The organism is Pseudoxanthomonas composti, from assembly GCF_004122095.1.
GTDB classification, from domain to species: Bacteria; Pseudomonadota; Gammaproteobacteria; order Xanthomonadales; family Xanthomonadaceae; genus Pseudoxanthomonas_A; species Pseudoxanthomonas_A composti.
This window is the reverse complement of sequence record NZ_SAWZ01000017.1, coordinates 1-21,967: the sequence shown is the minus strand read 5'-3', so window position 1 is coordinate 21,967 and position 21,967 is coordinate 1. Positions and strand designations below refer to the sequence as shown.

At 68.7% G+C, this 21,967-nt stretch carries 21 protein-coding genes; 6 read left to right on the top strand and 15 right to left on the bottom strand.

What is annotated here, in order from left to right:
- Positions 1–4: 4 nt before the first annotated feature.
- Positions 5–934, bottom strand: coding sequence for an ABC transporter ATP-binding protein (locus tag EPA99_RS18320; protein WP_129472706.1), 930 nt, complete (start codon positions 932–934; stop codon positions 5–7).
- Between the two features lie 201 nt (positions 935–1,135).
- Between EPA99_RS18320 and EPA99_RS18315 the strand changes: the two genes are divergently transcribed.
- A complete protein-coding gene (locus tag EPA99_RS18315) occupies positions 1,136–1,435 on the top strand; it encodes a hypothetical protein (RefSeq protein ID WP_129472705.1) in 300 nt (99 codons plus the stop codon).
- A 12-nt stretch (positions 1,436–1,447) separates the two neighbouring features.
- On the opposite strand, the gene EPA99_RS18310 is transcribed toward EPA99_RS18315, so the two are convergent.
- The 7 genes from EPA99_RS18310 to EPA99_RS18280 all read right to left on the bottom strand — a co-directional run bounded on the left by EPA99_RS18310 (position 1,448) and on the right by EPA99_RS18280 (position 5,850).
- On the bottom strand, positions 1,448–1,888 hold the full coding sequence (locus EPA99_RS18310) for a VOC family protein (RefSeq protein WP_129472704.1): 441 nt from the start codon (positions 1,886–1,888) through the stop codon (positions 1,448–1,450).
- Positions 1,885–3,153 carry an RNA polymerase sigma factor gene (locus EPA99_RS18305; protein WP_129472703.1) on the bottom strand — a complete coding sequence of 423 codons (1,269 nt, stop codon included), beginning with the start codon at positions 3,151–3,153 and terminating at the stop codon, positions 1,885–1,887. The genes EPA99_RS18310 and EPA99_RS18305 overlap by 4 nt, the downstream gene beginning before the upstream one ends.
- Positions 3,154–3,207: 54 nt before the next feature.
- Positions 3,208–3,606, bottom strand: coding sequence for a DUF1801 domain-containing protein (locus EPA99_RS18300; protein ID WP_129472702.1), 399 nt, complete (start codon positions 3,604–3,606; stop codon positions 3,208–3,210).
- Positions 3,607–3,721: 115 nt separating this feature from the next.
- Entirely contained in the window at positions 3,722–4,387 is a 666-nt protein-coding gene (locus EPA99_RS18295; RefSeq protein WP_129472701.1) for a dihydrofolate reductase family protein, read from the bottom strand.
- 174 nt (positions 4,388–4,561) lie between these two features.
- Positions 4,562–4,963, bottom strand: coding sequence for a VOC family protein (locus EPA99_RS18290; RefSeq protein ID WP_129472700.1), 402 nt, complete (start codon positions 4,961–4,963; stop codon positions 4,562–4,564).
- Positions 4,960–5,391: a VOC family protein gene (locus EPA99_RS18285; protein WP_129472699.1), complete on the bottom strand. Its 432-nt coding sequence runs from the start codon at positions 5,389–5,391 to the stop codon at positions 4,960–4,962. Before EPA99_RS18285 ends, EPA99_RS18290 begins: the two co-directional genes overlap by 4 nt.
- Before the next feature lie 39 nt (positions 5,392–5,430).
- On the bottom strand, positions 5,431–5,850 hold the full coding sequence (locus EPA99_RS18280) for a YciI family protein (RefSeq protein ID WP_129472698.1): 420 nt from the start codon (positions 5,848–5,850) through the stop codon (positions 5,431–5,433).
- 226 nt (positions 5,851–6,076) lie between these two features.
- Between EPA99_RS18280 and EPA99_RS18275 the strand changes: the two genes are divergently transcribed.
- Positions 6,077–6,481 carry a YciI family protein gene (locus EPA99_RS18275; protein ID WP_129472697.1) on the top strand — a complete coding sequence of 135 codons (405 nt, stop codon included), beginning with the start codon at positions 6,077–6,079 and terminating at the stop codon, positions 6,479–6,481.
- A gap of 1,219 nt (positions 6,482–7,700) precedes the next feature.
- Here the strand turns inward: EPA99_RS18275 and EPA99_RS18270 are convergent.
- The 3 genes from EPA99_RS18270 to EPA99_RS18260 form a co-directional block, all read right to left on the bottom strand.
- A complete protein-coding gene (locus tag EPA99_RS18270; protein WP_129472696.1) occupies positions 7,701–9,113 on the bottom strand; it encodes a UdgX family uracil-DNA binding protein in 1,413 nt (470 codons plus the stop codon).
- A gap of 254 nt (positions 9,114–9,367) precedes the next feature.
- Positions 9,368–10,612 carry a putative DNA modification/repair radical SAM protein gene (locus EPA99_RS18265; protein WP_129472695.1) on the bottom strand — a complete coding sequence of 415 codons (1,245 nt, stop codon included), beginning with the start codon at positions 10,610–10,612 and terminating at the stop codon, positions 9,368–9,370.
- A 49-nt stretch (positions 10,613–10,661) separates the two neighbouring features.
- Positions 10,662–11,615 carry an oxygenase MpaB family protein gene (locus tag EPA99_RS18260; protein ID WP_241688471.1) on the bottom strand — a complete coding sequence of 318 codons (954 nt, stop codon included), beginning with the start codon at positions 11,613–11,615 and terminating at the stop codon, positions 10,662–10,664.
- Positions 11,616–11,886: 271 nt separating this feature from the next.
- Here EPA99_RS18260 and EPA99_RS18255 point away from each other — a divergent pair, with 271 nt between their 5' ends.
- The 3 genes from EPA99_RS18255 to EPA99_RS18245 all read left to right on the top strand — a co-directional run bounded on the left by EPA99_RS18255 (position 11,887) and on the right by EPA99_RS18245 (position 15,762).
- Positions 11,887–13,680 (top strand): putative bifunctional diguanylate cyclase/phosphodiesterase, encoded by a 1,794-nt coding sequence (locus EPA99_RS18255; RefSeq protein WP_241688470.1) that lies wholly within the window; start codon positions 11,887–11,889, stop codon positions 13,678–13,680.
- A gap of 256 nt (positions 13,681–13,936) precedes the next feature.
- On the top strand, positions 13,937–14,734 hold the full coding sequence (locus tag EPA99_RS18250; RefSeq protein WP_425479247.1) for a hypothetical protein: 798 nt from the start codon (positions 13,937–13,939) through the stop codon (positions 14,732–14,734).
- Between the two features lie 353 nt (positions 14,735–15,087).
- Positions 15,088–15,762 carry a hypothetical protein gene (locus EPA99_RS18245; RefSeq protein WP_241688469.1) on the top strand — a complete coding sequence of 225 codons (675 nt, stop codon included), beginning with the start codon at positions 15,088–15,090 and terminating at the stop codon, positions 15,760–15,762.
- A 160-nt stretch (positions 15,763–15,922) separates the two neighbouring features.
- Here EPA99_RS18245 and EPA99_RS18240 read toward each other — a convergent pair whose 3' ends face one another.
- From EPA99_RS18240 to EPA99_RS18225, 4 genes are all read right to left on the bottom strand, one after another.
- Positions 15,923–16,249 carry a hypothetical protein gene (locus EPA99_RS18240; protein ID WP_129472692.1) on the bottom strand — a complete coding sequence of 109 codons (327 nt, stop codon included), beginning with the start codon at positions 16,247–16,249 and terminating at the stop codon, positions 15,923–15,925.
- Between the two features lie 430 nt (positions 16,250–16,679).
- The gene (locus tag EPA99_RS18235; RefSeq protein WP_129472691.1) at positions 16,680–17,048 is read right to left on the bottom strand and encodes a hypothetical protein; all 369 of its coding nucleotides are present in this window, start codon (positions 17,046–17,048) and stop codon (positions 16,680–16,682) included.
- Positions 17,049–17,205: 157 nt separating this feature from the next.
- Positions 17,206–17,970 carry a LytR/AlgR family response regulator transcription factor gene (locus tag EPA99_RS18230; RefSeq protein ID WP_129472690.1) on the bottom strand — a complete coding sequence of 255 codons (765 nt, stop codon included), beginning with the start codon at positions 17,968–17,970 and terminating at the stop codon, positions 17,206–17,208.
- Positions 17,963–19,348 carry a sensor histidine kinase gene (locus EPA99_RS18225; RefSeq protein ID WP_129472689.1) on the bottom strand — a complete coding sequence of 462 codons (1,386 nt, stop codon included), beginning with the start codon at positions 19,346–19,348 and terminating at the stop codon, positions 17,963–17,965. The genes EPA99_RS18230 and EPA99_RS18225 overlap by 8 nt, the downstream gene beginning before the upstream one ends.
- A 334-nt stretch (positions 19,349–19,682) precedes the next feature.
- On the opposite strand from EPA99_RS18225, the gene EPA99_RS18220 reads away from it, so the two are divergent.
- A complete protein-coding gene (locus EPA99_RS18220; RefSeq protein ID WP_129472688.1) occupies positions 19,683–21,800 on the top strand; it encodes a M13 family metallopeptidase in 2,118 nt (705 codons plus the stop codon).
- The last annotated feature ends 167 nt before the right edge of the window (positions 21,801–21,967 follow it).

Here is a 21,967-nt window from a genome sequence, read left to right as displayed (position 1 = left end):
AGGCTCATGCGCGCGCCTCCCGTACCAGATTGACGAAGATGTCCTCCAGCGAGGACTGCGAGGAATGCAGGTCCTTGAAATCGATGCCCTGCTCGGCCAGGCGCCTGAGCAACGCGGCAATGCCGGTCTCCTCGGCCTGCACGTCGAAGGTATAGACCAGCTGGGTGCCCTCGGCCTGCAGCTCCAGCGGCAGGTCGGCCAGCGGCGCGGGAATGGCCTGCAGCGGCTGCTGCAGGGTCAGCGCCAGCTGCTTCTTGCCCAGCTTGCGCATCAGCGTGGCCTTGTCCTCCACCAGCACCAGGCGCCCGCCGTTGATCACGCCAATGCGGTCGGCCATCTCCTCGGCCTCCTCGATGTAGTGCGTGGTCAGGATGATGGTCACCCCGCGCTCGCGCAGGCGATGCACCAGCTGCCACATGTCGTGGCGCAGCTCCACGTCCACCCCGGCGGTGGGCTCGTCCAGGAACAACACCTCCGGCTCGTGCGCCAGCGCCTTGGCGATCAGCACGCGCCGCTTCATGCCGCCGGACAGCGCCATGATCTTGCTGTCGCGCTTCTCCCACAGCGACAGGTCGCGCAGGATCTGCTCGATCAGCTGCGGGTTGGCCGGCTTGCCGAACAGCCCGCGCGAGAAGCGCACCGCGGCCCACACGGTCTCGAACTGCTCGGTCACCAGCTCCTGCGGCACCAGGCCGACCTTGCTGCGCGCGGCGCGGTAGTCGCGCACGATGTCGTGGCCGGCGATGGTCACGCTGCCCTCGGACGGGGTGACGATGCCGCACAGGATGCTGATCAAGGTGGTCTTGCCGGCGCCATTGGGGCCCAGCAGGGCGAAGATCTCGCCCTTGCGGATCTGCAGGTCCACGCCCTTGAGCGCCTGGAAGCCGCCCTTGTAGGCCTTGGTCAGCCCGCGTACGTCGATGGTAGGTATCACACGACCTCCGGTTGCAGCAGGTGTCGGGCGCGCGCCTGTGCCCTGTCCCGCGAAAGGGCGACAAGGATACGGAAAGCCCACTGCTGCCGGGCGTCACTGCCGCCGGAAACTGCGTTCCGTCCGCGCCTGTCACCATTGACACCGGGTTCACCGCCATCGCCCCAGGCTGCGGTCACAGGGAATCGATCTTGGAGCGCGCGCATGGACTCAGGCATCACCGCGGCCACCAGCCCACACGCCATCGTGGTGGATGTCGAACGCGAGCTGGGCTTCTGGCGCAACGTCTATGCCGCGCAGGAGCACGCGTACAGCTTCCAGGCCTCGCAGCCGACGCTGAAGTTCGCCTACGACGCCTACCTGCTCAACCCGCACACGCCACTGGAAGGGCTGTGGACGGACCTGGAGCAACGCTACGCGCAGCTGCCAGACCACGAGCGCCTGCGCTGGCCGCAGGCCGAGCAGGTCATCCGCGACGTGTGGAACCGCATCATGCTGCGCTGAGGCGCGCAGGTTTCATTCCGCGGCTGGCGAGCAGGCCGGTCCTTTCAACTCCACCGTGTTGCCGTCCGGATCGCTGAAGTACAGCGAGGGGCCTTCGCCTTCGGCACCGAAGTTCATCGAGGCTTCGCTGGCCCAGACGCCATGGGCGGCCAGGTGCGCGGCAATCGCCTCGGCGTGGAAGGGCGCCACCTGCAGGCACAGGTGGTCGACATTGCGTCCCTGCGGGCCCGGCCCCTGGCCACCGCGTGTTCCCAGCGGCCCGTCGAGCGCGACCAGGTCGATCATCGAGGCGCCCGCCTGCAGGTGCACCAGCCCTAGGTCATCGCGGCGACGCGCGACCTGGCAGCCCAGCACGCCGCAGTAGAAGGCCTCGGCCACCGCGCTGTCGCGTACGCGCAGCACCACGTGGTCCAGGCGCTGCAATGCGAAGGGCAGCGGCGGTGTCTGGCTCATGCATCGGCCTCGTCGGCGCAGGCGGCCGCGCGCGCCAGCATGTGCGCCTGCTCGTGGGCATTGCGGGTCAGCCGCGCGGCCTGCTCGAAACACTGGCGCGCCTCGGCGCGGCGGCCCAGCTGCTCTAGCAGGTCGCCGCGCACGGCCGGCAGCTGCGGATAGCCCTGCAGCTGTGGATGGGCCTGCAGCGGTGCCAGTAGCTCCAGGCCGGACTGCGGACCGCTGGCGCGGCCCACGGCCACGGCGCGATTGAGTTCCACCACCGGCGAGGGCATCACCGTGGCCAGCACGCCGTAGAGCGCGGCGATCTGCGGCCAGTCGGTGTCCACCGCGCGCAGGGCGCGGGCATGGCAGGCGGCGATGGCCGCCTGCAGCGCATGCGGGCCGAAGGTGCCGCCCAGCCGCTGGGCGCGCTCCAGCGCCTGCAGGCCGCGCGCGATCTGCAGGCGGTCCCAGCGCGCGCGATCCTGCTCCAGCAGCAGGACCGCCTCGCCTCGCGCATCGAGGCGGGCCTTGGCACGCGAAGCCTGCAGCTCCATCAGCGCCAGCAGGCCCCAGACCTCCGGCGCCTGCGGCATCAGCCCGGCCAGCACGCGGCCCAGGCGCAGCGCCTCCTCGCACAGCGCCGGGCGCATCCAGTCCTGCCCGGCGGTGGCCGCGTAGCCTTCGTTGAACACCAGGTAGATCACCTCCAGTACCGCCTCCAGGCGTTCGCCCAGCGCATCCCAGCGCGGCACCTCGAAGGCCACCTGCTGCTGGGCCAGGGTGCGCTTGGCGCGGACGATGCGCTGGGCCACGGTGGGCTCGGGCTGCAGGAAGGCGCGGGCGATCTCCTCGATGGACAGCCCACCCAACAGGCGCAGGGTCAGCGCCACCCGCGATTCCAGCGGCAGCACCGGATGACAGGCGATGAAGATCAGCCGCAGCAGGTCATCGCCGATGTCGTCCTCCAGCCGGTCGCTGTCGTCAGGCGCGTCCATGGCCTGCTCGTCCAGTTCGTGGGCGATCTGTTCGTGCTTGCGCCGGTGCAGCTGCTGCTGGCGCAGGCGATCGATCGCCTTGCGCTTGGCGGCGGCCATCAGCCAGGCGGCGGGATTGTCCGGCAGGCCATCGCGCGGCCAGTGCTCCAGTGCCGAGACCAGGGTATCCTGCGCCATGTCCTCGGCCAGGCCGACGTCGCGCAGCATGCGCGTCAGCGCCGCGATGATCCGTGGCGATTCCATGCGCCAGAGCGCATCGATGGTCGGTCCAAGCGCGTTGGCCATGGCGCCGGATCAGACCACTGCCGTCGCGCGCATGCAAGCAGGCCATGGCATCGCCTAGCGCGGCCCGAGCCATTGCCGCAGGGTCGCCGCCAGCGCCGGCCGCCCGGCCTGCAGCTGCAGGTCATCGGCAAAGCACACGCTCGCCCGCTGCGGGCCCAGCCAAGTCAGCAAGCCGGTGGGGTCATCGACGTGAACGGCGACACCGGCGCGCTGCTTGGCGCCCAGGTGCAGGATGACCTGCACCTGGGCCGGATCGCGCAGTTGCAGCGTGGCGAAGTGTTCACGCAGGTAGAAGCTAGGCGCGTTCCACTTGATGTCCTCGCCGATGGCCGGATCGATGCCCAGCACCAGCGCGCGCACGCCCTCCATCACTGGCTTGAGCGGATGGGTCGATGCCTGCATGAAAGCATCCACCTGCTCGCCACCGGCCCGGGTCGACCTGGATACGGCCATGGTCACCCCCGCCCGCGGAGCCGCAAGGCCCCCACGATCACCAGCGCGCTCGGCGCCCAGCGCACGCGCACGGCCAGGCGCAAGGGAGCGCGATGGGACGCCAGGGCGCAGGGCCTCATGCCGCACCTTCGGCGATGCCCAGGCGGCGCTGCAGCTCTTCCGGCGGCGGATCGGCGTGCATGAAGGAGCCATAGCTCAGCGGCGCACCCACCCGGTAGTGCTGGAACACCACGCCGGTCTGAAAGCGCAGTGTATCCAGCAAGGCCATGCCGGCCGGCACCGTGCCCTCGCCAAACAGGCGCTTGCCCTGCCCCAGCACGACGGGAAACCACCACAGCCGCAGTTCGTCGATCAGACCCTCGCGCAGCAGGGTCTGCGCCAGCCCAAGGCTGCCGTGCACCTGCAGCTGATCGCCAGGCCGGGCCTTCAGGGCACGGATGCTTGCCGCCGCCTCGCCCTCCAGTCGCTCGCTGCCGGCCCATGGCAGCGACAGCGGCGCGTGGCTGGCCACGTACTTGGGCACGCGATTGAAGCGCGTGGCGATTGGGTCGTCGGCTTCGGCATGCGGCCAGTGCGCGGCGAAGATCTCGTAGGTGCCTCGCCCCAGCAGCAACGCGTCGAGCGTCTCGACCCAGGCGCTCTGGACATCGACCATGGCCTGGTCCCAGTAGGGCACCGACCAGCCGCCGTGGGCGAAGCCGCCGCTGCGGTCTTCTTCCGGGCCGCCGGGGCCCTGCGCCACGCCGTCCAGGCTCAGGAACATGCCAAGGACGAGTTTCATCGTGTGCGCCTCACGGCTTTAGGCGCGCTGGGCGCTCTGCCGCCTTCGCCAGCCTTGCGCATCATCGTGCGGCCGTCGGCGAGGTCGACGGTTGGCGTTGGCAGCATGTGCTGGTCAGCATTCGACAAGGCATTGCTCCTGCATTGAAGACATCGATGGCGGCCGGACTGCGCATCAGGCCGTCGGCTGGCCGAGCATCACCATGACTTCCCAGTGATGCCCATCCAGGTCGGTGAAGCTGCGGCCGTACATGAAGCCCAGGTCCTGCGTCGGCGAGGGCTGGGTGCCGCCGGCCTGCAGCGCGCGCTCGGTCAGCGCATCCACCGCCTGGCGGCTGTCGGCCGACAGGCACAGGATGGCCTCGGTGTGCCGGCTGGTATCGCAAATGTCCTTGGTGGTGAAGGTCCGGAAGAACGGATGCACCAGCAGCATCACGTGGATGGTGTCGCTGATGACCACGCAGGCGGCGTCATCGTTGGTGAATTGCGGGTTGATGCGGTAGCCCAGCGCCGTGTAGAAGGCCTTGGCGGCCGGCAGGTCGCGCACCGGCAGGTTGATGAAGACCTGGGTGCTCATGCGCTGGCGTCCGGGCCGCATGCCTGCACGACGTTGATCATCCACGGCGTGCCGAAGCGATCGGTCAGCATGGCGAAGGCTTCTGACCAGAAGGTCTTGCCCAACGGCATCTGGACCTGCGCGCCCTCGGCCAGCGCCGCGTAGAGGCGCTCGGCCTGCTCCACGGTGTCCACCTGCAGACTGACGGTCATGCCGTGCGGGGGGGTGTAGTCCTGCGGCGGACAGGCGTCGGAGGCCATCAGGGTCACGTCGCCGGCCACGACCATGGCATGCATCACGCTGTCATCGGGCATCCCCGGCATCCGGGCATCGGGCGGCGCCTGGTCCACGGTGGACAACGCGACGAGCTGACCGCCGAGCATGTCGGCGTAGAACTGCATGGCCTGGCGGCAATCGCCGTTGAAGAACAGGTACGGTGCGACTTGCATGGTGTGGATCTCCTGTGGGATGTAGGGCATGGAGGCGGCTCAGGCGCGGCCGGCGGTGCGTTCGCGCAGCTGATCTTCCTGCGCCCGCAGTTCTGGGGTCAGGGCCTGTCCGAAGTCCTCGGCCTGAAGGACCGGACGCAGCTCGACCTCGACCCCGCCATCGAAGGGCGCGCGCTTGAGCCATTCGACGGCTTCTTCCATCGAGCGCACCTGCCACAGCCAGAAGCCGGCCAGCAGCTCGCCGGTCTGGGGAAAAGGCCCCTGGGTCACCGCGCGCGTCGTGCCGTCGAAGCGCACGCGGCGCCCCTCGGAAGAAGGATGCAGGCCTTCGCCGGCCAGCATGATCCCGGCGCCGACCAAGGCCTCGTTGTAGCGGCCCATCGCCTCCAGCAGGGCGGTGTCCGGCATGGCACCAGCCTCGGAGTCCTCGCTTGCCTTGACCAGCACCATTACTTTCATGAGCTTGCTCCTCGTTGGCATGGGCGGCTGTTGGCCGCGCTTTGTAAGGACGACGCGCGAGGGCGGCGAAGATCGACATGGCTAGGGAAAAAACTTTCGTCAGCCCATGGTGGTCCCATGACAGGAGCTTGGCGCCTGACGCTCGGCCCGCATTGACGCAGCGCAGCAGCCCGGCACCCGAGCGTTTTGGGGCATGATGCGCCCCTGCCCGCCGGTTGGAGCCGCCATGCAGTTCATGTTGCTGATCCATATCGATCCCGCGCTGCTGCGCGCGCTGCCGCAGGAGGAGTACGACCGTCTGATGCGCGGCTGCTTCGAGCACGCCGACCAGATGAAGCGCGACGGTGTGCTGCTGGCCTCGCAGCAACTGGAGGATCCGGACGCGGCGCGCTCGGTCCGTGTGCGTGCCGGCAAGCGCACCGTGGTCGATGGGCCCTTCGCCGAGACCAAGGAGCTGCTGGCAGGCTTCAACCTGATCCAGGCCCGCGACCTGGACGAGGCCGTGCGCATCGCCGATGAGTTTCCGTGGGCGACGGTGGGCTGCATCGAGGTCCGGCCGGTGCGCGACATGAATGCGGTCCGCGCGCGCGTCGGCGCCGCCGCTGGCGCGCTGGAGCTGGTGCCGGAGTAGGCCGATCCGGTCGGGCCGGCCTCACAACACAATGTAGAAGCATTGCCAGAGCACTGTGGGGCACTGTGGGAGCGGCCTCAGCCGCGAAGAGGCCTTCCCGGTAAAGACCCCTTCGCGGCTGAAGCCGCTCTCACAAAGCGCCAGAGGCCCGCGTAGGGTGGACAATGCGAAGCTTGTCCACCAAGGCAGGCGCGGCAAGACCACGCAATCGCCGTGCGCGCAAGTCTTCCGTTGGACCGGGTAAGACGCCTCCAAACATCCGCTCTGTTTGGTTCGCGGCAATGGTGGATGGAAGAGCGTCATCCACCCTACGCCTGCCTCTTCATATGGGAGCCGTTTCATCGGCGAAGGGCTCTTCCGGTAAAGCCCCTTCGCGGCTGAAGCCGCTCTCACAAAGCGCCAGAGGCCCGCGTAGGGTGGACAATGCGAAGCTTGTCCATCAAGGCAGGCGCGGCAAGACCACGCGAGCGCCGTGCGCGCGAATCTTCCGTTGGACTGGGTCACACGCCTCCAAACATCCGCTCTGTTTGGTTTGCGGCGATGGTGGATGGAAGAGCGTCATCCACCCTACGGCCTGCTTCTTCATGTGGGAGCCGATTCATCGGCGAAGGGCCTTCCCGGTAAAGCCCCTTCGCGGCTGAAGCCGCTTCCACAAAGCGCCCGAGGCCCGCGTCGGGTGGACAATGCGAAGCTTGTCCACCAAGGCAGGCGCGGCAAGACCACGCAGGCGCCGTGCGCGCGCATCTTCCGTTGGACTGGGTAACACGCCTCCAAACATCCGCTCTGTTTGGTTCGCGGCGATGGTGGATGGAAGAGCGTCATCCACCCTACGCCTGCCTCTTGATGTGGGAGCCGATTCATCGGCGAAGGGCTCTTCCGGTAAAGCCCCTTCGCGGCTGAAGCCGCTGCCACAAAGCGCCCGAGGCCCGCGTCGGGTGGACAATGCGAAGCTTGTCCACCAAGGCAGGCGCGGCAAGACCAAGCGGGCGCCGTGCGCGCGAATCTTCCGTTGGACCGGGTCACACGCCTCCAAACATCGGCTTGGTTCGCGGCGATGGTGGATGGAAGAGCGTCATCCACCCTACGGCCTGCCTCTTCATGTGGGAGCCGATTCATCGGCGAAGGGCTGCTCGGGAAAGTCCCTTCGCGGCTGAAGCCGCTGCCACAGGGCTTCCTCAGCCCCGCAGCCAGCAAAGCCTCCGGTGTTGGTCCAGACGCCTCAGCTTCGCCCTGCCAGCTGCGCAAGATCCGTGCGCAGCACCTGCAGCGCGTCCTCGCGCGCCTGCGGGTCGGGCTGGCGCAGCACCCAGGCAGGGTGCACGGTGGCCATCGCCTGCGCGCCGTCGGTGAGGTCCTGCCAGCGGCCGCGCTGCTCCATCAGCTTGAAGCCCGCGCCGAACACCGCCTGGGCGGCGGTGGCGCCAAGGCAGACGATGTGCTGCGGCTGCAGGCGCGCCAGTTCCTCCTGCAGCCACGGCCGGCACGCCTGCACCTGCGCGCTGGAGGGATTGCGATGCAGGCGGCGCTTGCCGCGCTGCTCGAAGCGGAAATGCTTGACCGCGTTGGTCAGGTAGAAGCTGCCGCGGTCCAGCCCGAGCTCGCGCAGCACGCGGTCCAGCAACCTGCCCGCCGGACCGACGAAGGGCCGGCCGCTCAGGTCCTCCTCGTCGCCTGGCTGCTCACCGACCAGCACCACCCGCGCGTCGGGCGGACCTTCGCCGAACACCGTGCGCGTGGCCGGCTGCCACAGCTCGCAGCGGCGGCAGGCCGAGGCGGCCTGACGCACGGCCTCCAGCGAATCTTCGGCGGTGAGCACCGGCGCCAATGGCGCATCGGGAATCTTGCGGCGCGGCGCCTGCGGCATGCGTTCGGCCATCTCGCGCACGCGGACGCCGGCGTTCTGAATCAGCTCGGGCAGCAGCTGCGTCTCCGGCAGGTGCTTCCAGTACTTCTGCGGCATCTCCGAACGCATCATCGTCGGGTTGAGCCGCGCCGGATTGAAGATGTTGGCGTAATAAGTGCGCCACAGCGATTCGCGCGCGTCGTCGGCCGGCGCATCGGCGCGGGTGCCGCCCGGTCCGAACGCCAGCGCCGCCCCATCCCAGGCCACGCTGCGATAAGGCGTCAGGATCGCCCAGCGCATGCCGGCGAAGCGACGCGCGAAGAACGGCGCGACCCGATCGACGATATGGTGTTCCGGCTCGAACCAGGCCACGAAGGCATCGGGCTCCCCGGGCACCTCGCGAAAGCGCACGAAGGCCTTCATCTTGTGCGTGTCGCGCCCCACCGCCTTGGCCAGGATCTGCGCGCGGCGCACGTCCGGATCGGTCGCGTGCGCCATGAGATGCCGCCCCTCGCTGTCCATCCGCCACAGCAGGCGGTACAGCAAGGCCAGCCGCTGCGGATCGCGATGACACAGCACGGCCGCGGCCACCGACAGAAAGTCCGAGGACACCCGCAGGCCATCGCGCTGCGCCGGCAGCGCGGCCACGTCCTGCCCGGCGATCAAGCCGCCCTGCGCATCGCCGTTCCACTCGATCAGCTCCGGCGAGACCTGCGCGCACCATGCCGCCCGTGCGGCAATGCGCCAGGCATCCAGATCCCACGGGGGTTCGACGTGCGCGGTGAACATTCAGCGGGCCCGCAGGTGCGCCGGCGCGCGCGGCAGGCTGCGCTTGCCGCGTCGCGGTCGATGCTTCGGGCGCATTGGGAACACAGCCGGCACGCATGCCTTGGGAGCGGCGGTGGAGCTTTTTGGGAAAGCCTCTTCGCGGCTGATGGCCCGAGGCCACCGGGAGCCGCTCCCACAGGCGCCACCTTCAGGAGCACCAGCGGCCGCGGTCGGTACGCGCTGCGGCGCTTGCGCCGGGCCGCATGGCCACACGCTCAAAACAGACCCATTTGCCGCGGCTTGGGCGCCAACATGCCGCGCAGCTTGCCCATGTCGTCCAGCGCCGCACGCGGGTGATGGTCCAGCAGCTGCACGAAGGGCAGCAGTTTCTTCATCGGCAGGCGCAGGCGCGTCAGGTCCTCCACCCGCAGCTTGCGGAAACGACGCGAGGCGATGATGCGCTCGACATTGCGCGTGCCCAACCCCGGCACCCGCAGCAGCATTTCCCGCGGCGCGGTGTTCACGTCCACGGGAAAGCGCTCGGGGTGGCGCAGCGCCCAGGCCAGCTTGGGATCAATGTCCAGGTCCAGCATGCCGTTGGCCGCGCCGGTCGGCGCGATCTCCTCAACCGAGAAATCGTAAAAGCGCAGCAGCCAGTCGGCCTGGTAGAGGCGATGCTCGCGCTGCAGCGGTGGCGCCTGCAGTGGCAGCTTGCTGGAGGCATCGGGAATGGGACTGAAGGCGGAGTAGTACACGCGCCGCAGCCGGTAGTTGCCATAGAGGTTGGTGCTGGTCTGCAGGATGGCGCGGTCGTCGGCGCCGTCGGCGCCCACGATCATCTGCGTGCTCTGCCCGGCCGGCGCGAAGCGTGGCGGCTTGGCGCGCAGCTTTTTCTCCTCGCGGCGCTGCTCCTTGTTCTCCTCGATGCGCCAGCGCAGCTCGCCCATCGCCGAGCGGATCCCGCCAGGCTTCTTCTCCGGCGCCAGCTGCGCCAGCCCGGTCTCGGTGGGGAGTTCGACATTGATGCTCAGGCGGTCGGCGTAGCGCCCGGCCGCGGCCAGCAGCTCCGGGGCGGCATCGGGAATGGTCTTGAGATGGATGTATCCGGCGAACAGATGGTCCTCGCGCAGGCTGCGCGCCACCTCCACCAGCTGCTCCATGGTGTAGTCGCCGTTGCGGATGATGCCGCTGGAGAGGAACAGCCCCTCGATGTAGTTGCGCTTGTAGAAGTCCAGCGTCAGCTGCACCACCTCGGCCGGGGTGAAGCGCGCGCGGCGCACGTTGCTGGTGACCCGGTTGACGCAGTAGGCGCAATCGAACACACAGAAGTTGGTCAGCAGGATCTTCAGCAGCGACACGCAGCGGCCATCCGGCGTGTAGGAATGGCAGATGCCCATGCCCTCGGTGCTGCCGATGCCGCCGGTGCCGAGCGAATGCCGCTTGTCCGCGCCGGAGGAGGCGCAGGAGGCATCGTATTTGGCCGCATCGGCCAGAATGGCGAGCTTCTCGGTGACGTTCACCGCAACAGCCTGCCAGCTGGGTGTCTCAATCCATGAGACAGGGTCGTGTTCAGCGGCTGGGCGGGTGCTGCTCCGGCCAGTCGTACATGGCCTGCACCGGGCGCCCCACGCGTCGGCAGGCCAGCGCATAGGTGCCATCGACCAGGGCCAGGCGGAACATCGGCGCCAGCCAGGCCAGCACCCTGGCGCACTGGCGGTCGCCCCAGCGCTGCAGCCGGGTGCGGCCCAGCAGGGCGGTGGCCCAGTCCGGCAGCAGCGCCAGGCCCGCACCGAGGAACAGGTCCCGCGACAGTCCCGGCAACGGCACCGGCAGGCGGATGCGCGCGAGCACCTGCAGCACTTCCCGCGAGCGCGCATCGCAGCGCAGTTGCGGCAGCACACGTGCGAAATAGGCTTCCACCTCGGCCACGCTGCCGGGCACCTCATGCGCGCCCAGGGCGATGGCGACCCGGCGTGCTTCGGCGTAGTACGCATCAGCCAACGCCGGTGGGACAGGACGGCAGTAGCGCGCGTAGCCGCGCAGGAAGCCGTGCGCCTCGGTCACGTGCACCCAGGTCAGCAGGTCCGGATCGTCGGCGGCATAAGGCTGTCCGTCCTCGGTGTGGCCGCGCACCTGGCCGTGGATGCGCCGTACGTGGGCGATCAAAGCCTGGGCCTGCGCATGGCCGGCATAGGTGGTGCCGGCCACGAAGGCGGTGGTACGCCGCAGGCGGCCCACCAGATCCTCGCGGAAGTTGGAATGGTCGTAGACCCCGGCCAGCGCGCGTGGATGCAGGGTCTGCAGCGCCAGCGCCGACAGCCCGCCGGACAACATGCCGGGAAAATCGGCGTGGATGCGCCAGGTCACGCTGTCCGGGCCGAACAGGCCGACATCGCCCACCGGCGTGTCGTAGTCGATCTGGCTCTTGCCACGCGGAAACGCGCGCAGGACCCAGCCGCGGATCAGGCGCGCCAGCCACGGTGTGAGGGCCACATCGGTCTTGGCGGGGCCGGGGGCGGTCACGTCAGGGCCAGAAGCGGAGGGTACCCAGGGTTCATGCGACAAGGATAAACGCCGCCGCAAGCCCGCCACGCGCGCGCGACCCATCCCGCCCAGGTCCACAGCAAGCTGCCACCCGTCACCGCCATTCCAGTCGCACGCACACGGCGGCAAGGCCCTCTCTCGTTCCTCGTTCCTCGTTTCTCGTTTCTCGTTTCTCGTTTCTCGTTCCTCATCGCCCCCCTCATCCCGCCCCGCCCCTCAAGTTCCACCCCCCTCCCGCCGCTAACCCTGCATGCTCAAGCCGCCGCCATCCCTGCTGCTGGACGAGACGCTGCGGCTGGACGCCCTGCGTCGGCTCTGCCTGCTGGACACGCCGGCCGACCAGATGTTCGACCTGATCACGCAGCTGGCGGCTCGCTACCTACAGGTGCCGATCGCGTTGGTTTCGCTGATCGACGAACACCGCCAGTGGTTCAAGTCCCGGGTCGGCCTGGACGTGCCGCAGACGCCGCGTAGCCAGGCCTTCTGTGCCTACGCGATCCACAGCCCGGACCTGATGGTGGTCCCCGACGCGACCCTGGACCCCCGCTTCTGCGACAACCCCCTGGTCACCGGTCCGCCGTTCATCCGCTTCTATGCCGGGGCGCCGCTGCTGACCGACGATGGCGCCAGCCTGGGCACGCTGTGCGTCATCGACACCGAGCCCCATCGCGACTTCGGCCAGCTCGAACGCCGCACCCTGCAGGACTTGCGCGACCTGCTGATGGCGCGCATCGACACGCTGCGCAATCCCGGCTTCGTCGATCCACTGACCGGCCTGCCCAATCGCAGCCGCTTCAACGACGACCTGACCATGTGGCTGTCGCTGCAGGCTGCCGACCAGCACGACTTCGCCGTGGCGGTGGACGTGTGCGGGGGCGATTACTTCCGCGACATGGTCAAGGCCTTGGGCTGGGAGTACGCGGAAGGCTATCTGGTGGCCGCGCGCGATCGCCTGCGCGGCGCCCTGGGCAATCTGCCGCTGTACCGGATCGATACCACCACCTTCGTTTTCATCGTCGAAGGCGGCCAGACCCAGCATGTGGAGCAGTGGTGTGAGCAGGTGTGCGCCGGCTTCGCTGCAGCGATCGACCACCAGGGCATCCCGCACCTGCCCAGCCCCTCGCTGGGCGCGGTGCGCATGGACGGCGCGCTCAGCGCCAATCACACCGTGCGCTCGCTGACCACGGCGGTGGACATGGCACGCCAGCGGGGCCAACGCTGGTGCCTTTACGAACGCGGCCATGACGCCAGCCAACGCAGTGCCTTCTGGATTCTGGCCGCGTTGCCCGAGGCGCTGGAGACGCAGGGGCAGTTGAGCCTGCACTATCAACCACGCGTGAGCATGCGCGGCGGCGATTGTGTCGGCGTGGAGGCGCTGTTGCGCTGGCGGCATCCTCTCCTTGGCCAGGTCGCACCGAACGCTTTCATCCCGCTTGCGGAAAAGACCGCGCTGATGAGGCGGATCACCGATTGGGTCATGCAAGCCGGCATCGCCCAGGCGGCCTTGTGGCAGCGGCGCGGCTACCGCTTCAGCGTTTCGCTGAACGTGTCGGCAGTGGACCTTGAACAGGCCGATTTCATCGACCGCCTGCAGGCGCTCCTGCTCACGCACGCACTGGCGCCAGGCGCCCTGGAGCTGGAATTCACCGAAAGCGCGATGATTCGCGACCCGCAACACGTAGCCGATCAGCTCCAGAAGATCCGCGCGCTCGGGGTGAACATCGCCATCGACGATTTCGGCTCGGGCTATAGCAACATCGCCTATCTCAAGAGCGTTCCGGCCAACGCATTGAAGATCGATCAGTCCTTCATTCGCGCCCTGCCTGGCGACGGCAGCGACCGCCAGCTGGTGACGTCGATGATCCGGCTTGGCCACGACTTCGGTCAGCAGGTGGTGGCCGAGGGCGTCGAGAGCGAAGCGGTATACCGCATGCTGCGCGAATGGGGCTGCGATGAGGGCCAGGGCTACTGGATCGCGCGGCCGATGCAGGCCGACGCGCTCGAGGCCTGGCTGGCCATGCCATGGCAGGGTGGCGAGGCCTGAGAGCGCTGCCTCGCAGCCCTGGGTTCGCCTTTGCTGCCCTATTGCGTTCGTGTTGGCCCAGGACGGCCTCTTCGCGGCCAATGGCCCTGGGTCGCACAGAGCGCTTCCACAGGTCCTGCTGGGTGAGCCGATAGACTTAACGCCAGCGTCATCCGCGCGGCACGCCCGATTTACCCCTCAGCGCACAGTCTCCTGTTTGAAGGGTCGTCGCACCGACGGCTTGTCTCGAACCGAGGTTCGCGACGCAGACAGGAGTATCGGCATGGCAAGCAATACACCGCGCGATGACGCGCAACGCGACCTCAACCGCGATCCCATCAGCGGCGCGCCCGGATCGCACCCGATCGGGGTTGGCGTGGGCGGTGCAGGCGGCGCGGCCGCCGGCGCTGCGGCTGGCGCACTGCTGGGCCCGATCGGCATGCTGGTCGGCGGCGCGATCGGCGCGGTGGCCGGTGCTGCGGCTGGCAAGGGCGTGGCCGAGCGCGTGGATCCCACTGGCGAGGAGGCCTACTGGCGCCAGGCGTGGGCAGATCGCGAATACACCAAGCAGGGTTACGACTACGACGGCGACTATTCGCCGGCCTACACCTACGGTGCTAGCGCGCGCGACGCGCACCGCGAGCGCGTCTGGGACGACAGCCTGGAAGCGGACCTGCGCCAGGGGTGGATCGATGCCCGCGGCAACTCGCGCCTTGAATGGGACGATGCCCGGGCACCGGTGCGCGATGCCTGGGACCGCAGCGACCGCACCCATCGCGCCTACGACGCCTCGGACCGGTATTACGAGGGCGAGTTTTCCTCGGCCGACTATCGCCAGCCCGGCATGGCCTTCGAGCAGGACTATCGTCCGGCCTACCGCTACGGCACCTACGCACGCGCGCAGTATCCGGGCCGCACCTGGGACGATGCCCTGGAGCGCGACATGGAAACCGACTGGACCCGCATCCGCGGCGACTCGCGGCTGGAGTGGTCCGACGCCAAGTCGGCCGTCCGCCATGCCTGGAACGACATGGAGCGGGCGGTGCCCGGCAACGGCGGACGCAGTTCCCGCTAAATCCCGGATGACTCTTTGGTCTAAGGCCCGGCCCGCGGCAAATGCGGGCCGGGCCTATTCATCTGTAAGACGAAAAACAGCGCGCGGAAAATCACTGCGCCGCACCATTCAGTAAGCGGCGGATTTTCCTGTCTTTATATTTCCTCCAATCTTTTTGCTTACCGCGCTGCGACAACTCAAAGCGCGCCGAATCACGCGCCGAATCCCTGCATCGCCTGCTGCAACCGCACATCGGCCACTGTGCCTGAGCACACGCAAGCCAGGCTTTTTGCGTGCTAGAACATGAGCACGCGCCTTCAGGGCGCGCGTCCAACCTCCACAGACACCGCATTAGTTTCTGCAAAGGAACCATCATGATCGCGCTATTCAAGGGTCTGAATTTGCTGCTGGAAGATAATGGCTTCGACCGCGACCCCTTCGACGTGCAGGTCGAGCACTGGCGGAACAAGAGTGAACAGGACATCCAGGAAGAGCTGGGTCTGCTGCGCGTGGCCAAGAGCCAGTGGATCGTCGCCTCGGTCGTCGGCTGGCAGGTGATCTCGCTCACGGTGCTGGCGGTGATCGCCAACAACCTCTGGCAACACGACTTCACCATCAGCTTGGGCAAGCTGGCCATCATCGCCGGCTCGTGGGTGTCCATCCTGTTCGTGCTGTGGTTCATCGCCAACATGTTCGACAAGCAGGCCGGCTTCGAGCGCTGGATGCGCGCCTTCAACATGCGCGCGCCGCTCTCGCCGGATGCGGACACGGTCGAGTCGGTGTTCGATGCCCTGCACATGGCCGAGGACTATCCGGAAGTGCTGGCCTACAAGCAGGCGGTGATGTCGCGTCGCCAGCTGCGTCATGAGGACATCCGCATCATGCGCGAGATGGGCCGCATGCGGTACCACGCCAAGTTGGTCGGCTCGCTCAACGACCTGGGCGGACAGCGCTCTCGCACTACGCGCGTGCCGGCTTCCGAGCAACGCGATCCGCGCAAGGCGCGCGATGGCGGCTTCGATTTCGGTGGCGGCGCACCGGCGCACTGATTCGCCGGCGCACCGCGTCACACGCGGGACCGCCGCTGGTACGAGACCACAGGAAGAACGCCGATGCCCGCCCTCTCAGGCGGGCATCGGATCGACTGCCAAGGGATTGCTGAAGTTGTCGACGATCGACGTGTCACCCAGCGACCAGGGCCGGCTGCCCTCAGGCGGCGAACTCCAGCCGGGTCGTGGCGCGATGGATGCGATCCATCACCCGGGAAAACAGCGACTGCGCCTGCGGCCGGTCCAGGCGCCAGGCACGCGCTTCCTTGGACTCGGCATACAGTTCACCGCCCTGGTCACGCGAAGTGTCGGGGTGGCGCAGGTAGACCAGGTAGGCCTGCTCCAGCAGCGGCCAATAGCTCTCGAAACCGCGACTCTCGTGCGCCCGCGGCAGACCGGCGTAATGGTTTTTCCAGTACGCACGCTCGCGGTCGATGCTGACGATGATGCAGTGGGCGCTGTCACGCCCGGCATTGGCCATGGACATGGGGGAGCTTCCGTGGGGGTGGAAACGGGTTCGACTTTGGTCCAAGACACGTCGGTGGGGCGTGAAGCCGGTCAGCAGGTGACGCACAGGGTCCAATTGCGCGGCCTTGCCGGAATCCCGGCGCGTCACCCAGGCCCTGCGTCTGCCTGGTCTGGTGAGGAACTGCGAACGCCGACCTGCTTTGCCAGGATTTTGACACCCGCCCGGCTTGGCACGGAGATTGCGCCATTGCTCAGCACGATCCCCCGGACATTCCCCTCATGCTGAGCAAGCGCTCCCGCCTCCTTCTTTTGATCCTGCTGCCGCTCATCGCCGGCACCGCCGTGGCGCATGAGTCCGCCCCCACGCAGGATGCGGTCGTCCAGACCCGCTGAGCAGTCCCCGCCAGCGCCACAGCGCTGGCCAGCCGCGACCGCCCCGCCGCCAGCGCTCACATGCCGCAGCGCGTGGCCAGCGTCGACGCTTCGGTGTCCACGCAGTCCTTGACCTGCGCGGCCAGACCCTTGACCTGGCGACGTTCGCCGACCGCAAGGCTGAATTGATCCAGCGCCGTGCGTGCGCATTGCGGCGGATGCGCCGGATCGGCCGCGGCACAGGCCTCTTCGAACACCTGGTAATGGCAGCGCCCGCTGCTGCTGCGCACGCATTGGAACGTGGCCTGGCCGGCTTCCACCGTCGTGCGGCTGAACAAGATGTCCTGGCCGTCGAGCTGGCGGCGGGTCACGGTGGTGGACGTGCTGCCGCCATCGCAGCCGAACAGGGCCAGCAGGCAGTACAGCATCGAGGTCAACAGGCGCATGGCGCTCTCCTTGTAGTCCGGTGACGCGGGTCCGGTGTTTCCTGGGGAACCAGGCAATGCCCGGCAGTGGGCCGGCCCGCGACTGCGGGCAGGCAGGATGCGAAACACCCGTCGCGCAGGCGGAGACCGTCCACGCGCGGGCTGTTGCGGGTGCGCTTTACATGCCCTTGAACAGGCCCATGAAGGGCTGGCTGACGGTCAACAGCTCCGGGCGGTTGCGCAGCCGCAGCTGGCCCTTGCCGCTGTCGTCGCGGATCACCGAAGCCACCGCGCGCAGATTGACGATGGTGGAGCGGTGGACCTGCTTGAACACCGCCGGGTCCAGCGCGCCCAGCAGCTCGCGCAGCGGCGTGCGCAGCAGCGCCTCGCCCTCGGCGGTCATCACCACGGTGTACTTGTGGTCGGCCCGGAAGTAGGCCACGTCCTCGACCATGATCAGGCGCGTCTCGCGGCCGGCGCTGGCGGTGACCCAGGCCAGCGGCGCGGCCTGCGGGCGCGCCCTGGGCGCCAGCCGCTGCAACAGCGCGTCCAGCACCGCCACGTCCGGCGCGGCCGGCTGGCTGCGCGTGCGCAGGCGCTGCACCGTCGCCTGCAGGCGCTCGCCGGTCACCGGCTTGAGCAGGTAGTCCACCGCGCCGTGTTCGAAGGCTTCGATGGCGTACTGATCGTAGGCAGTGACGAACACCACCTGGGTCCGCGGGCTGGCGTCGGCCACCGCGCGGGCCACCTCGATGCCGGTCAGGCCGGGCATGCGGATGTCCAGGAAGGCCACCTCCGGCTGGCGCTCGGCGATGGCTTCCAGCGCGCTGGCGCCATCGCTGCATTCTGCGGCGATCTCCAGCTCCGGCCAGGCCTGGCGCAGCTGGGCCACCAGCGCGGCACGCAGCAGGTCCTCGTCTTCGGCGACCACGCACTCAGCCATGCTGGGCGACTCCGGCCAACCCCTGCAGGGCGGGCGGCGACACGGTGGCGGCCTGGCCCTGCGATGCGGCGCTGTGCAGACCGTGGGCGCTGGGCATCGACGGCGGTGCCGGTGGCGCATGGCTCGGCTGCGGACGCGGCAGCAGCAGGGTGGCGGCCACGCCGTTGGGGAAGTTGGCCGTGAGCGAGAAGCTGGCCGCGCCGCCGTAGGTCAGGCGCAGGCGTTCGCGCAGGTTCTTCAGGCCGATGCCGGTGCCGCTGCTGTTGGCCACGCCCAGCCCCAGGCCGTCGTCGGCCACGGTCACGGCGATGCCGTCCTCGACCGAGCGCGCCATGATCCACAGCGTGCCGCCGCCGGGCTTGGGCTCCAGGCCATGCTTGATGGCGTTCTCCACCAGGGTCTGCAGCATCATCGAGGGCAGGGTCACGCCCTTGAGCGCGTCGGGCACTTCCACGCGTGCATCCAGCCGCGCGCCCATGCGGATCTTGAGGATCTCCAGGTAGGCCTGGGTCCGCTCCAGCTCCTCGCCCAGCGGCGAGAGCGCGTTCTCCTCGCGCGGCAGCGAGCGGCGCAGGTACTGGATCAGGTGTCCCAGCATCTGTTCGGCGCGCGGCGGGTCGGTGGCCGCCAGCACCTGCGCGTTGGCCAGGGTGTTGTAGAGAAAGTGCGGCTCCACCTGCGCCTGCAGCAGGTTCAGGCGCGCCTGGGTGAGTTCCTTCTCGTTGGCGTTGTGGGCCGAGGTGGCCTGCTCGGCGCGGCGGCGCTCGGCCACGCGCCGGGCGATGGCGCGGCTGAGCGACTCGATGTGTTCGAAGTTCACGCCCTTGTCCACGTTGAACAGGTCGCGCCAGGCGCCGGCATCGGGCTCGCAGCGCAGGCTGACCCGGCAGGTGGCCTCGCCCGGCATGATGGTCACCAGCACCTCGTCGCGCTTGATCGCGCAGGCGCTGAGCAGGCGCCCGGGCAGGTTGTACCAGGCGTAGGTGCGCGCCGGGTCGACCTCCGGGCGGGGCACCAACCCATGCAGGCGCAGGCTGTCGTGGGTGGCCACCACCGCATGGATGCGCGGCAGCTCGCGCACCGCGCCTTCGATCAGCTCGAAGGCCTCATCGGCCAGCATCGGCAGGTCGATCACGCGGCGCTGGCGATTGGACAGGCTGGCGGCATCGGTGGTGCCTGCCACCACGCGCACGCGGTGCAGATGGTCCACCACGCGGATGGAGGTGGTCACCAGCAGGCCGGCGGCGATCAGCCAGAACAGCGTGCCCGGCGGGCTCTGCATGCCATGGAACATCCCCGACCACAGGAACGCGGCCACGCCGATGGCCAGGCACCAGGCGCCGATGATGCGGATGAAGAAGAAGAAGCTGGAAAACATGGTGGCACCCCCCGGAAGAACATTGCGGCGGAGCATACCCAGCGCGCCGCACCGCGCCAGCCCGGAGGCGACCAAACCCCGGATCGGGCGATGGAACCGCCCTGGGGCGGGCTCAAATCTGGCGTAGCCGCGATCGAGGCGTGCGCATTCGGTCTTGTGGGAGCGGCGCTGAGCCGCCAAGAGGCTTTCCCGGTACAGCGCCTTCGCGGCTAATGGCCCTAGGCCACCTGGAGTCGCTTCCACAGGTCGGATTTACGGCACGCACCCTGGTTTTGCCGCGCGCCACGCCGGTGGCCTACCCTTGGCGTCTCATCCTCCGCGCAGGTCCCGCTCCATGTTCCGTACCCGCCCCGCCCTGTTGCCCCTGGCCGTCTCCGCCGCGCTGCTGGGCAGCTTGCTGGCCTGTTCCAGGCAGGCCGACACCCCCGCCCCGGCCACAGCCCCCACCGAGCAGGCGCCGCAGGGCCCCAAGGCCGCCCTGGGCAGCTTCGGCTTCGACACCGCGGGCATGGACAAGGCCGTGGCCCCGGGCGACGACTTCTTCCAGTACGCCAACGGCGGCTGGGTGAAGAACACCGAGATTCCGCCGGACCGCTCCAGCTTCAACAGCTTCACCACCATCCTGCAGGACACCGAGCAGCACGTGCGCCAGATCATCGAAGGCGCCGCTGGCGATGCCAAGGCCAGTGGCGACCTGCGCAAGGCCGGCGACTACTACGCCGCCTTCATGGACGAGGCCGGCATCCAGGCCCGTGGCCTGGCGCCGGTGGAAGGCGAGTTGAAGGCGCTCTCGGAGATTGCCGACAAGCGCGCCCTGGCCGCCACCCTGGGCGGCCAGCTGCGCGCGGACGTGGACCTGCTCAATGCCACCGACCTGACCACCGACCGCCTGTTCGGCGTGTGGATCAGCCAGGACCTGCACCAGCCCGACCGGGTGACCCCTTACCTGGTGCAAGGCGGCCTGGGCATGCCCGAGCGCAGCTTCTACCTGGAAGGTGGCCGCATGGCCGAGCTGCGGCGCCAGTACCAGGCCCACGTGGCCAAGGTGCTGGAGCTGGGCGGCATTGCCGATGCGCAGGCCAAGGCCGCGCGGGTGCTGGCGCTGGAGATCGAGATCGCCAAGGTGCATGCGACCAACGAGCAGACGCAGGACGTGCGCGCCGGCGCTAACGCCTGGCGCCGCGCCGACCTGGACCAGCGCGCGCCGGGCCTGGACTGGCAGGCGTTCCTGGAAGCGGCCGGCCTGCAGGACCAGCAGGATTTCATCGCCTGGCAGCCCGGCGCGATCAGCGGCATCTCCGCGCTGGTGGACAGCCAGCCGCTGGACACCTGGAAGGACTACCTGGTCTTCCACGCCCTGGACCGTGCCTCCCCCTTCCTGCCCAAGGCCCTGGCCGACGAATCGTTCGAGTTCTACAGCAAGACCCTCAACGGCGTGCCGCAGCAGCGCGAGCGCTGGAAGCGCGCGGTGTCCCTGACCAACGAGGCGCTGGGCGAGGCGGTGGGCAAGCAGTACGTGGCGCAGTACTTCAAGCCGGAAACCAAGGCCCGCGCCGAGGCGATGGTCAAGAACATCGTGGCCGCCTTCGCCGCGCGCATCGACGGGCTGGACTGGATGAGCCCGGAGACCAAGCAGGAGGCCAAGGCCAAGATCGCCGGGCTGAAGGTGGAGGTGGGCTATCCCTCGGCCTGGACCGACTACGCTGCCCTGGAGGTCAAGCGCGACGATCCGCTGGGCAACGCCGAGCGCGCCGGGCGCCTGGCCTACGAGCAGCAGCGCGCCAAGCTGGGCAAGCCGGTCGGGCACAGCGAGTGGTACATGCTGCCGCAGACGGTCAACGCGCTGAACGTGCCGCTGGAGAATCGCCTGATCTTCCCGGCGGCGATCCTGCAGCCGCCGTTCTTCGACCCCAACGCCGACGAGGCGGTGAACTACGGCGCCATTGGCGCGGTGATCGGCCACGAGATCAGCCACAGCTTCGACAACATGGGCGCGCAGTTCGACGCCCGTGGCGCGCTACGCAACTGGTGGACGCCGCAGGATCTGGAGCGCTTCGACGCCGCCGGTGCGGCGCTGGCCGCGCAGTTCAGCCAGTACAAGGCCTTCGACGACCTGGCGGTCAACGGCAAGCTGACCCTGGGCGAGAACATCGCCGACGTGGCCGGCCTGGCCACCGCCCATGACGCCTATCGCCTGTCCCAGCAGGGCAAGCCCGCGCAGGCGCTGGAGGGTTTCAGCCCGGAGCAGCGCTTCTTCCTGGGCTTTGCCCAGGCCTGGCGCGGCAAGTACCGCGAGGCGGCGCTGCGCAACGCGATCCTGACCGACGTGCACGCGCCGGGTCAGTTCCGCGCCCAGACAGTGCGCAACCTCGACGCCTGGTACGACGCCTTCGGCGTGCAGCCGGACCAGAAGCTGTATCTGGCCCCGGCGCAGCGGGTCAAGGTGTGGTGAGCCGGGCGCCGCCTAGCACCACCGGGGTCGTGGCCCCGGCGGTAGTGGTGGATGGCGGTGCGCGGAATTAGCCGCCTGGTCCCGTGGGATTCCTATGGGAGCGGCTCCAGGTGGCCTAGGGCCATCAGCCGCGAAGAGGCTTTCCCGGTAAAGCCCCTTCGCGGCTG